This is a genomic window from Micromonospora sp. LHW51205 (genome assembly GCF_003315815.1).
Taxonomy (GTDB): Bacteria; Actinomycetota; Actinomycetes; order Mycobacteriales; family Micromonosporaceae; genus Micromonospora; species Micromonospora chalcea.
In genome coordinates this window covers 725,146-736,235 of sequence record NZ_QMEZ01000004.1, presented here as the reverse complement: position 1 = coordinate 736,235, position 11,090 = coordinate 725,146, and the positions used below count along the sequence as shown (strand labels likewise).

Here is an 11,090-nt window from a genome sequence, read left to right as displayed (position 1 = left end):
AGAACAACGCGGTCCGCACCGCCGTGGAGAACACGCTGCGCGCCGTGGAGCAGGGCAAGTCGGCCGGCGAGCAGTGGCAGGCGGCCCTGAAGAACGGTGCGGCCGCCGGTAAGTGACCGGTTGAGCCGCCCGCGGGTGGCGTCGGCAGCCCATGCTGCCGGCGCCACCCGCGGTGCCCGCAGAGTCCGGCGTCGCCCGTGTGGCGGGTGACGCCGGCCGAGGAGAAGGACTCCCCATGAGCCTCGACCTGCACGCCGCGGCGCCGCCCGAGCCCGGCGCGCCGCGCTCCGCACGTCACACACGCCGCCGCGCCGCCTCGATGACCCGGCTGGACCTGAAGTACTCGCCCTACCTGTACGTCCTGCCGTTCTTCGTGATCTTCGCCGTGTTCGGCGTGTACCCGATCGCGTACACGGTCTGGATCGCGCTGACCGACCGGTCGCCGCTGAACCCGACGATCTCCTTCGTCGGGATGGACAACTTCGTCGAACTGATCACCGAGGATCCGCAGTTCTGGAACGCGGTGGTCAACACGTTCGGCATGTTCGCGCTCTCCACAGTGCCCCAGTTGCTGCTGGCGCTGATGCTCGCCAACGCGCTGAACCGGAAGCTGCGCGCGCAGACGTTCTTCCGGATGGCCATCGCGATGCCGATCATCACCTCGACCGCCGTGGTCGCGCTGATCTTCTCGATGCTCTACGCCAAGGACTTCGGCCTGGTCAACTGGCTGCTCGACAGCATCGGCCTGGACCCGATCGACTGGCGGGCGAACCGCTTCGCCTCATGGTTCGCCATCTCCACCATGGTCGACTGGCGGTGGGTCGGCTACAACGCGCTGATCTACCTCGCCGCCATGCAGTCGATCAGCAAGGACATGTACGAGGCCGCGGCGTTGGACGGCGCCTCCCGGCGGCGGCAGTTCTGGTCGATCACGGTCCCGCAGCTGCGCCCCACGATCATCTTCACGCTGATCATCTCCACCATCGGCGGCCTTCAGCTGTTCACCGAGCCCCTGCTGTTCACCAGCGGCTCGGGCGGTCTCTCCGGTGGTTCGGAGGGGCAGTTCCAGACCATCACGATGTACCTGCTCGACGTGATGAACCAGCGCTTCCGGTGGGGGTACGCCGGAGCGGTCGCGCTCGTGCTCTTCGTGCTCATCGCGTTGATGTCGGCGATCAACTACCTGCTCGCCCGCCGCATCAGCTCCGACAAGTGAGGTGACGAGATGACGACCACCGCGGTCCGCCCGCCCACCCGGCACAGCGCGCCGGTGAAGACCACCCACCGGGCCGAGCGGCTCTGGAAGGCCAGCCCGCTCACCATGATCGGCCTGATCTTCGGCGTGCTGCTCTCCCTGTTCCCGTTCTACTGGATGATCGTGATCGCCAGCCGGACGAACGACGCGGCCAACTCCTGGCCGCCGCCGTTCCTGCCCGGCGGCAAGCTCGGCGAGAACATCGAGCGGGTGCTCGCCAACAGCGACGCCAACATCCTCAAGGGCCTGATGAACTCGTTCCTGGTCGCCGGGACGATCACCGTCGCGACGGTGTTCTTCGGCTCGCTGGCCGGCTTCGCGTTCGCCAAGCTGCGCTTCCGGGGCAAGAACGCGCTGCTGCTGATCATCCTCACCTCGATGATGGTGCCGATCCAGCTCGGCGTGCTGCCGCTGTACATCCTGATGGCCAAGCTCGACTGGCTGAACACCATGCCGTCGGTGACCGTTCCGTTCCTGATCGGCGGCTTCGGCATCTTCATGATGCGCCAGTACGCCGAGCAGGCGGTACCGAACGAGTTGATCGAGGCGGCCCGGGTGGACGGCTGTTCCACCTGGCGGGTGTACTGGCACGTGGTGGCGCCCGCGCTGCGTCCGGCCGCCGCGGTGCTGGGTCTGCTGACCTTCATGGAGCAGTGGAACCAGTTCTTCTGGCCGTTCGTGGTGCTGGCGGACCCGTCCAACCCGACCGTCCAGATCTCGCTGCGCAGCCTCAACACCGCCTACTTCGCCGACAACTCGCAGATCTTCGCCGGTACGTTGATCGCGACCCTGCCCCTGTTCGTCGTGTTCGTTCTGTTCGGCCGCCAGATCATCGGCGGCATCATGGAAGGCGCCGTCAAGTCGTGAGCAATCCAGCAAGCCCGCCCGCCGTCGGTCTCCTCGACGCCGGTCCGGCCCTGACCTTCCCGCCGGACTTCCTCTGGGGCGCGGCCACCGCCGCGTACCAGATCGAGGGCGCGGCGGCGGAGGGTGGCCGTGCGCCGTCGATCTGGGACACCTTCAGCCACACCGAGGGGCGGACGGTGGCCGGGCACACCGGCGACGTGGCGTGCGACCACTACCACCGGATGCCGGACGACGTGCGGTTGATGGCCGACCTGGGGCTGCGGTCGTACCGCTTCTCGGTGAGCTGGCCGCGGGTGCAGCCGGGCGGCACGGGCGGCGTCAACCAGGAGGGCATGGACTTCTACCGCCGCCTGATCGACGAGCTGCTCGGCCACGGCATCGAGCCCTGGCTGACGCTCTACCACTGGGACCTGCCGCAGCCGCTGGAGGACGCGGGCGGCTGGCCGGCCCGGGACACCGCCGGCCGGTTCGCCGAGTACGCGCATCTGGTCGCCGACGCGCTCGGCGACCGCGTCAAGTACTTCACCACGCTGAACGAGCCGTGGTGCTCGGCGTTCCTCGGCTACGGCTCCGGCGTGCACGCGCCGGGCCGCCGCGACGGCGCGGACGCGCTGCGGGCCGGGCACCACCTGATGCTCGGTCACGGCCTGGCCGTGCAGGCGGTCCGCGCGGTCCGCCCGGACGCGCAGCTCGGGATCACCGTCAACCTGTACCCGGTCACCCCGGCGACCGACTCGGCGGCGGACGCCGACGCGGCTCGCCGGATCGACGCGCTGGCGAACCGGTTCTTCCTCGACCCGGTGCTGCGCGGGGCGTACCCGGCGGACCTGGTCGCCGACGTGCGCCAGATCACCGACATGGGGCACGTGCGCGACGGTGACCTGGCGACCATCGCCACGCCGCTGGACATGGTCGGGATCAACTACTACAGCCGGCACGTGGTCGCCGCGCCGGTCGAGGGCGCGGAGCCGGAGCCCTACTGGCGGGCGCCGTCCTGCTGGCCGGGCAGCGAGGACGTCCGGTTCGTCACCCGGGGTGTCCCGGTGACGGACATGGACTGGGAGATCGACGCCCCGGGCCTGGTGGAGACGCTGGAGCGGGTCCACCGGGAGTACACCGACCTGCCGCTCTACGTCACCGAGAACGGCTCGGCGTTCGTCGACGAGCTGGTCGACGGCCGGGTGGACGACCCGGACCGGCTGGCCTACTTCGCCGCGCACCTGCGGGCGGCGCACGCCGCGATCGAGGCCGGCGTGCCGCTCAAGGGCTACTTCGCCTGGTCGCTGATGGACAACTTCGAGTGGGCCTGGGGCTACACGAAGCGGTTCGGCATGGTCTATGTCGACTACGACAGCCAGGCCCGGATCGCGAAGTCCAGCGCCAGGTGGTACGCCGACGTGATCCGACGCAACGGACTGCCCGCACAATAAGCTGGGCCAGCCAGTAACGGGCGGCCCGGCGCCGACGCCTCAATCGGTGCCGGGCCCGCCCGACCGTCGGAGGAGCAACAGACGATGACAACGCAGCGCACCCGCTCGCTCGGGCGTCCGACCCTCGACGCGGTCGCGGCCCGCGCCGGCGTCGGGCGCGGCACTGTCTCCCGCGTGGTCAACGGCTCGCCGCAGGTCAGCCCGGAGGCCCGGGCCGCCGTCCAGCAGGCCATCGCCGAGCTGGGGTACGTGCCGAACCGCGCCGCCCGTGCGCTGGTCACCCAGCGGACCGACTCGGTGGCCCTGGTCGTCTCCGAGTCGGGGGAGCGGGTCTTCACCGAGCCGTTCTTCGCGGCCATCGTGCGGGGCGTCAGCTCCGGGCTGGTCGAGACGCCGATGCAGCTCTGGCTGGCCATGGTGCAGTCGCCGATCGAGCGGGAACGGGTCGAGCACCACCTGACCAACCAGCACGTCGACGGCGTGCTCCTGCTCTCGCTGCACGACGCCGACCCGCTGCCCACGCTGCTGGAGGAGCGTGGCCTGCCGACTGTGCTCGGCGGCCGCCCGGCGCGGATGCTGCACCCGAACGCCCAGCCGGCGTGGTTCGTCGACATGGACAACGTCGGCGGCGCGCGGCAGGCGGTGGAGCACCTGTTCCGCCAGGGCCGCCGGCGGGTCGCCACCATCGCCGGCCCGCAGGACATGGGCGCCGGTCTGGCCCGGCTCTCCGGCTACCAGGAGGCCGTCCGGGCGTCCGGCGGCCGGATCGACCCGGGCCTGATCGCGTACGGGGACTTCAGCGAGGGCAGCGGCACCGCCGCGATGCGCCGGCTGCTGGACGTCTGCCCGGAACTGGACGCCGTGTTCGTCGCCTCCGACCTGATGGCGTTCGGCGCGTTGCGCGCGCTGCGCGAGGCGGGCCGCCGGGTGCCGGAGGACGTCGCGGTGATCGGCTTCGACGACGCCCCGATCGCGCGTCAGGCCGAGCCGCCGCTGACCACCGTGTTCCAGCCGGTGGAGGAGATGGGCCGGCAGATGGCCCGGCTGCTGGTCTCCCGCATCCGCGGCGAGGAGGTTCCCTCGCCGCACGTGCTGCTGGACACCGAGCTGATCCACCGCGCCTCCGCCTGACCACGCCCGGCGGGAGCCGGTCAGGAATAGCGGCGCAGCTCCCGGCGGGCCAGCGAGGCGCGGTGCACCTCGTCGGGGCCGTCGGCCAGGCGCAGCGTGCGGGCCGCCGCCCACAGCTCGGCCAGTGGGGTGTCCTGGCTGACCCCGGCTCCGCCGTGCGCCTGGATCGCCTTGTCGATCACCCACTCGGCCATCAGCGGCGTGGCGATCTTGATGGCCTGGATCTCGGTGTGCGCGCCCTTGTTGCCGACGGTGTCCATCAGCCACGCGGTCTTGAGCACCAGCAGGCGGGCCTGCTCGATCCGGACCCGCGACTCGGCGATCCACTCGCGTACCACGCCCTGTTCGGCGAGCGGGCGGCCGAACGCGACCCGGTCGAGCACGCGCCGGCAGAGCAGCTCCAGGGCCCGCTCGGCCATGCCGATCAGGCGCATGCAGTGGTGGATCCGGCCGGGGCCGAGCCGGGCCTGGGCGATGGCGAACCCGGTGCCCTCCTCGCCGACCAGGTTCTCGACCGGCACCCGTACGTCGGAGAAGTCGATCTCGGCGTGCCCGCCGTGCGGGGCGTCGCTGTAGCCGAAGACGCGCATGCCGCGGCGTACCGTCACGCCGGGGGTGTCCCGGGGCACCAGGATCATGCTCTGCTGGCGGTGCCGGTCGGCGTCCGGGTCGGTCTTGCCCATCACGATGAAGATCTCGCAGCGCGGGTCCATCGCCCCGGACGACCACCACTTGCGGCCGTTGATCACGTAGTGGTCGCCGTCGCGGGTGATCCGGGTGCCGATGTTCGTCGCGTCGGAGGAGGCCACCTCCGGCTCGGTCATGCAGAACGCGGACCGGATCTCCCCGGCGAGCAGCGGCATGAGCCACTGCTTGCGCTGCTCCTCGGAGCCGAACTCGGCGAGCAGCTCCATGTTGCCGGTGTCCGGCGCGGCGCAGTTGAGCGCCTCCGGGGCCAGGTGCGGGCTGCGGCCGGTCAGCTCGGCCAGGGGCGCGTACTGCAGGTTGGTCAGGCCGGCGCCGTAGCGGGCGTCGGGCAGGAACAGGTTCCACAGCCCGCGCTCGCGCGCCTGCGCCTTCAGCTCCGCCATCACCGGCGGGCGGGCCCACGGGTCGCCGGCCGCGAGCACCTGCTCGTGGTGCACCGGCTCGGCCGGGTACACGCACTCGGTGAGGAACGCCTCCAGCCGTTGCCGCAGCTCGACCGTCCGGTCGTCGTACGCGAACTCCATCTAGCTCTCCCTCACCGCGTGCAGCCCGTGTGCCACGAGCGGCGCCACCATGTCGCCGATCCGGTCGAAGCCTTCGCCCAGGGTCTGGCCGAGCGTGTGCCGGTAGTGGATGCCCTCGCAGATCACCGCGAGCTTGAAACAGCCGAGCGCCACGTGCCAGTGCAGCGGGCCGACGTCGACGTCGCTGCGCCCGGCGTACCGCTCGATCAGCTCGGCCCCGGTGGGGAACCCGGCGCGCGGCCCGATGCCGTCGGCCACCGGGTTGCCCTCGCCGTGGTCGCTGTCGCCGAGCACGTCCCAGTACGTCAGCAGCAGCCCGAGGTCGGCCAGCGGGTCGCCGAGCGTGGCCATCTCCCAGTCGAGCACCGCCCGCACCGCCGGCGGGTCGACGGTGGCGAGCAGATTGTCCAGCCGGTAGTCGCCGTGCACGATCCGGCCCGCGTTCGCGCCCTCGGGCAAGCTGGCGGCCAGCGCGTCGCGCAGCTCGTCGATGCCGGGCAGCGGCCGGCTGCGGGACCGGTCGAGCTGGCCGGCCCAGCGGCGTACCTGCCGGGCCAGGTAGCCCTCCGGACGGCCGAAGTCGGCCAGCCCGACCTCGGCCGGCTCGACCCGGTGCAGCGTGGCGAGCGTGTCCATCATCGCCATGGCGAGGTCGCGCCGCTGGGCGGCGGTGAGCGCGTCGGTCTGCTCGCGCCGCCGGTAGACCTCGCCGTCGACCTTCGCCATCAGGTAGAACGGCGCGCCGATGACGCTCTCGTCGGCGCAGAGCGCCAGCGCCTCCGGCACCGGTACGCCGGTCGGCGCGAGCGCCGAGATCACCCGGTGCTCCCGGGCCATGTCGTGCGCGGTGGCCAGCACGTGCCCCAGCGGTGGCCGACGCAGCACCACCTCGCGGTCACCGGCGCGCAGCAGGTAGGTGAGGTTGGACTTGCCGCCGGCGATCAGCCGCGCCGACAGGGGGCCGGTCAGGTCCGGCCGGTGCGCGGCCAGGTAGGTGGCGAGCCGGTCGAGGTCGAGCCCGCGGGGTGCCGAGCCGGCCGAGAGCCGGGCAGCGGCGGCCGGATCGGTCATCCGATTAGTTGATGGCAGCTCAGCTTTGTTGTCAAGGTCGGGGTTTTCCCGGCGGGACATGCCGCTGCAACAGGGGCGAAATGGTCAACCGGCAGGCTGGGCCCCAGCCTGCCGGCCGCTCGGCCGGCCCGCCGAGCGGAGGGGATCAGACATGCTGCTGAGAGTTCGGGTGACCCTGCCGGACCGTCCGGGCACGCTCGGCCAGGTGGCCCGGACACTCGGCGTCTCCGGCGCCGACATCGTGCAGGTGGTGGTCCTGGAACGGCTCGGCGGCCGGGCGGTGGACGACTTCACTGTGGTGTGGCCGGGCGCGGCGCGGGTGGAGCGGATGCTCGCCGGGCTGGCCGCGATCCCCGGCGTGCGGGTGGACGGCGTGTGGCGGGCGATCGGCGCGCCCACCACCACCGGGCAGGACGCGGAACTGCTCGCCCAGGTGGCCGCCAACCCGGCCGACGGGGTGGCCACGCTCGTCGACGCGGCACCCGGGCTGCTCGCCGCCGACTGGGCGGTGGCCGCCGTCGTACCCCTGGACTGGGCCTCGCGCAGCGGCGAGGCGGGCGTCGCCGCGATCGGGCACGCGAGCTGGCGGGCCCCGGCGCCGCCCCGGCTGCCGGAGGTGACCCCGCTGCGGGCGCGGGCCATGACCAGCCCGGAGGGGCACCACTACGCGGTCGCGCCGTTCGGCCGGGCCGGCCTGGTGCTGGTGGTCGCCCGCGACCACAGCGAGCCACTGGCCGCGGCCGGGTTCCACTCCACCGAGGTGGACCGGCTCGCCCAGATCGTCCGCGCCGGCGCGGTGATCCTCGGCGACCGGCTGGACCTGGTCGGCACGCCACCCGTGACCACCGTCACCTGACCGGACGGGCCGCGTCACCCCGGGGCAACGGGCCCGCAACAGGGGCACGGCATGGTCGGTGCCGAGGAAGGGAGACAACCATGGCGCTGTGGCGGATCCGAGCCACCGTGGACGACCGGCCGGGTTACCTGTCGGTGCTCACGGCGAGCCTCGCGTTGCGCGGGGTCAACATCCTCAGCGTGCAGGTGCACACCACCGAGGCCGGCGCGGTCGACGACTTCCTGGTCGACGCGCCCGAGCAGGTCACCGAGGCGGAGCTGCGGGCCGCCGTGGAGCGCGGCCGGGGCCGGGACTGCTGGGTCGCGCGCAGCGAGGCGCGCGGGCTGGCCGACGAGCCGACCCGGGTGCTCGGGCTCGCCGGACGGCTGGCCCGTGACCCGGAGGCGACCGGCGCGGCGCTGCGCACGCTGCTCGGCGCCGACACCGTGACCTGGCGCCCGACGCCGGCCACCGCGCCGGGCGGGGTGGGCGGCACGACCATGGCGCTCGCGGACCCGGCCGGCGGGGCGTACGAGCTGTGCCGCCGGGAGCCGAGCTTCACCCCGGCCGAGTACGCCCGGGCGCAGGCAGTGGTCGAGCTGGCGGCGATGCTGGCCCGCCGGGACACCGAACGGGTCACGCTGGTGCTGCCCGACGGCGGGGAGGTGTCGGTGCGCGCGGCGACGGCCGAGGACGTGCCCGGCGTACGCGAGCTGCACGCGGCCTGCTCGCCGCGCAGCCGGCAGCGGCGTTACCTGAGCGGGGCGGCCGACCCGGCGCCGGCGCGGCTGCGCCGGCTGCTGGAGCCGGTCCGGGGCGTGACCCTGCTCGCGACGGCGGGCTCCGGCGGGGCGGCGGAGCCGGTCGTGGCGATGGCGAACCTGCTCGGTGAGGGCGACGAGGCCGAGGCGGCGCTGCTGGTGCGCGACGACTGGCAGCGCCGGGGCCTGGGCTCGGCGCTGCTGCGCCGCCTGCTCGGCCACGCCGACCGGGCCGGGTACGCCGCGGTGCTGCTGCACGTGCAGGCCGAGAACACCCCGATGCTGCGGACGCTGCGCCGCCTGGACCGGCCGGTGGCGTTGGAACGCGACGGCGCGGTGCTGACCGCGACGCTTCCGCTGGTTCCCGCGCCGTCGACGGGCGAGCCGGCGTCCGGCGGTGACGCGGTGACCGGCGCACCAGCGGTGACCGGCGCACCGGCGGTGGCCGGTAGCGGCGCGCGTGCCGGCGCGGTCGTGCCGGCGCAGCGGCCGGGATGAGCTGACGGCCGTCCGGCCGGACCACGGAGGTGAGCCGCAACGGCGCGGCACGCCCGAGGGGTCCGGCCGGAGGGCCGCAACCGGCGCGTTCGCGCGCCACCCGGACCGACCTCCGATGCGGGGGACGGTGACACGGCGGGGCCCCCGATGCGGGGGCCCCGTCCGTGTTCGCGGGGATCAGGTGGCGGGGTAGCTGCTGTAGTCGGGGAAGTTGCCGTAGAGCCGGCCGTCTCCGCCCACCGTCACCGCCTGCACCAGCAGGTCGCCGCCGACGAACGCGCCCTTCCAGGAGGCGCCCCGGCCGCCGAACGGCTCGTCCCGGTCGCCCCGGGAGCGGGGCTTGTTGATGCCCACCTTGAACGCCTGCAGGTCCACCGCCAGCTTGCCGGCCAGCTCCTCGTCGTCGCAGGCCAGCGACGCCACGAGCGCGCCGTTGGAGGCGTTCATCGCGGCCAGCAGCTCGTCGGTGGTGTCCACCACCACGATGGTGTCCACCGGGCCGAACGGCTCGGCGTGCATCAGCCGGGACCGGCCGGGCGGGGCCAGCAGCACGGCGGGCGCGACGTACGCGGACGTGTCCTGCCCGTCGAGGAACGGTGCGCCGTCGAGCTTGCCCCGGTGCAGCGGTACGGCGCCGCCGCGTACCGCCTCCTCGACCTTGCGGCGCAGCTCCTCGGCCTTGGCGGCGCTGATCAGCGGACCGAAGTCCAGCTCCGGCAGCGGGTCGCCGGCCCGCCACGTCTCGTCGACCGCGAGCGGGTGGCCGAAGCGGATTGAGCGGACCACGGGCAGGTACGTGTCGAGGAACTCGTCGACGAGGTCGCGCTGGACCACGAACCGGGGGTACGCGGTGCAGCGCTGCTTGCCGTACTCGAAGCCCTTGCGCAGGTGCGCGGCGAGCGAGTCCCACTGGGAGAAGTTCCAGATGCCCCAGGCGTTGAGGCCCTCCTGCTCGATGAAGTGCCGCTTGTCGCAGTCGAGCAGCGCGGCGGCGACCTTGCCGCCGTTGGAGCGCCCGCCGACGAACGCCACCGCGCCGATCTCCGGCGCGCGGACGAGCACCTCGGACAGTTCCTCGCCGCTGCCGGACAGCAGGGTGGCGGGCAGTCCGGCACGGCGCATCAGCGCGTGGGCGACGGTGAGGCAGACCGCGCCGCCCTGGGACGGCGTCTTGGCGATCACCGCGTTGCCGGCCAGCAACTGCACCAGCTCGGCGTGCACCAGCACGCTCATCGGGTAGTTCCAGGAGGCGATGTTGCTGACCGGGCCGGGCAGCGGCTCCCGGCCGTCGGCGAGCATCCGCTCGATCTCGTCCACGTACCAGCGCACGCCGTCCAGCGCCCGGTCCACGTCGGCGCAGGCCAGCCGCCACGGCTTGCCGATCTCCCAGACCAGCAGCAGGGCGAGCAGGTCGCGGTGCCCGGTGAGCGCGTCCAGCGCGTCGGTGACGCGGGCGACGCGCTCGGCCAGCGGGGTCTGCGCCCACTCCCGGTGCGCCGCCGCGGCGTGGGCGACCGCGCCGCGCGCGGCCTCGGCGTCGAGCCGGGCCAGGTGGATGAGGACGGTGTTGTCGACAGGGGTACGGACCGGCGCCGGTGTGCCGAGCGCGCGCCACTGCCCCTGGACGAGATTGTGGAGCGTGGGCACGCCGTCGGAGGTGGTGTCGAAGGCCTCGGGGGTGGCGGCCACCGCCCGGGCGAGCGTGTCGGACCAGGAGGTGCCCTCGGCGAGTCGTAGAGCCATCGCGATCTCCTCAGTGTCGTCCGGGGAGCGGCGGCGTCGATGGCACCGCAGGTGAGGCGTACTGTCGCGCGGTGCCGAGCGGGCGGGCAACCGTACGCTCGTATGCCAGGACGGCGGCGGCCTGGACGGGGTCGTCCGCGGCGCGTTCGTCGTCACCGCGATGCCGCTGAGCTGGGAACGAGTCGGCTCGATATCGAGCTGCATCGATGGTGTGATCCAGCTCCCGTTTGTTACCCGTCGGTACGCCGAGCGGGCCCCGCCGACGGC

The 11,090-nt window shown here is 73.1% G+C and carries 9 protein-coding genes; 6 read left to right on the top strand and 3 right to left on the bottom strand.

The features are described 5' to 3' along the window. The first annotated feature begins 235 nt into the window (after positions 1-235). The 4 genes from DQE82_RS19360 (at position 236) to DQE82_RS19345 (ending at position 4,683) form a co-directional block, all read left to right on the top strand. Entirely contained in the window at positions 236-1,216 is a 981-nt protein-coding gene (locus tag DQE82_RS19360; RefSeq protein WP_043325606.1) for a carbohydrate ABC transporter permease, read from the top strand. A 105-nt stretch (positions 1,217-1,321) separates the two neighbouring features. Further along, on the top strand, positions 1,322-2,122 hold the full coding sequence (locus tag DQE82_RS19355) for a carbohydrate ABC transporter permease (protein ID WP_197494916.1): 801 nt from the start codon (positions 1,322-1,324) through the stop codon (positions 2,120-2,122). Continuing rightward, entirely contained in the window at positions 2,119-3,552 is a 1,434-nt protein-coding gene (locus DQE82_RS19350) for a GH1 family beta-glucosidase (RefSeq protein WP_043325603.1), read from the top strand. Before DQE82_RS19355 ends, DQE82_RS19350 begins: the two co-directional genes overlap by 4 nt. A gap of 84 nt (positions 3,553-3,636) precedes the next feature. Then, positions 3,637-4,683, top strand: a complete 1,047-nt coding sequence (locus tag DQE82_RS19345; RefSeq protein WP_043325601.1) for a LacI family DNA-binding transcriptional regulator — start codon at positions 3,637-3,639, stop codon at positions 4,681-4,683. Positions 4,684-4,703: 20 nt separating this feature from the next. On the opposite strand, the gene DQE82_RS19340 is transcribed toward DQE82_RS19345, so the two are convergent. Both DQE82_RS19340 and DQE82_RS19335 read right to left on the bottom strand, forming a co-directional pair. Beyond that, positions 4,704-5,915, bottom strand: coding sequence for an acyl-CoA dehydrogenase family protein (locus DQE82_RS19340; RefSeq protein ID WP_113973401.1), 1,212 nt, complete (start codon positions 5,913-5,915; stop codon positions 4,704-4,706). Next, complete coding sequence (locus DQE82_RS19335) at positions 5,916-6,986, bottom strand: phosphotransferase family protein (RefSeq protein WP_113973400.1); 1,071 nt, start codon at positions 6,984-6,986, stop codon at positions 5,916-5,918. It lies immediately after the preceding gene. Positions 6,987-7,137: 151 nt separating this feature from the next. Between DQE82_RS19335 and DQE82_RS19330 the strand changes: the two genes are divergently transcribed. Both DQE82_RS19330 and DQE82_RS19325 read left to right on the top strand, forming a co-directional pair. Continuing rightward, positions 7,138-7,842 (top strand): amino acid-binding protein, encoded by a 705-nt coding sequence (locus DQE82_RS19330; RefSeq protein WP_069089404.1) that lies wholly within the window; start codon positions 7,138-7,140, stop codon positions 7,840-7,842. An 80-nt stretch (positions 7,843-7,922) separates the two neighbouring features. Beyond that, entirely contained in the window at positions 7,923-9,080 is a 1,158-nt protein-coding gene (locus DQE82_RS19325; RefSeq protein WP_233514718.1) for a GNAT family N-acetyltransferase, read from the top strand. Positions 9,081-9,257: 177 nt separating this feature from the next. On the opposite strand, the gene DQE82_RS19320 is transcribed toward DQE82_RS19325, so the two are convergent. Further along, complete coding sequence (locus tag DQE82_RS19320; protein ID WP_113973399.1) at positions 9,258-10,823, bottom strand: aldehyde dehydrogenase family protein; 1,566 nt, start codon at positions 10,821-10,823, stop codon at positions 9,258-9,260. Between the last annotated feature and the right edge of the window lie 267 nt (positions 10,824-11,090).

Coding starts and splice junctions, on each gene's coding strand:
- DQE82_RS19345 (WP_043325601.1), top strand. CDS start 3,637: ATGACAACGCAGCGCACCCGCTCGCTCGGGCGTCCGACCCTCGACGCG.
- DQE82_RS19355 (WP_197494916.1), top strand. CDS start 1,322: ATGATCGGCCTGATCTTCGGCGTGCTGCTCTCCCTGTTCCCGTTCTAC.
- DQE82_RS19360 (WP_043325606.1), top strand. CDS start 236: ATGAGCCTCGACCTGCACGCCGCGGCGCCGCCCGAGCCCGGCGCGCCG.
- DQE82_RS19325 (WP_233514718.1), top strand. CDS start 7,923: ATGGCGCTGTGGCGGATCCGAGCCACCGTGGACGACCGGCCGGGTTAC.
- DQE82_RS19340 (WP_113973401.1), bottom strand. CDS start 5,915: ATGGAGTTCGCGTACGACGACCGGACGGTCGAGCTGCGGCAACGGCTG.
- DQE82_RS19330 (WP_069089404.1), top strand. CDS start 7,138: ATGCTGCTGAGAGTTCGGGTGACCCTGCCGGACCGTCCGGGCACGCTC.
- DQE82_RS19320 (WP_113973399.1), bottom strand. CDS start 10,823: ATGGCTCTACGACTCGCCGAGGGCACCTCCTGGTCCGACACGCTCGCC.
- DQE82_RS19335 (WP_113973400.1), bottom strand. CDS start 6,986: ATGACCGATCCGGCCGCCGCTGCCCGGCTCTCGGCCGGCTCGGCACCC.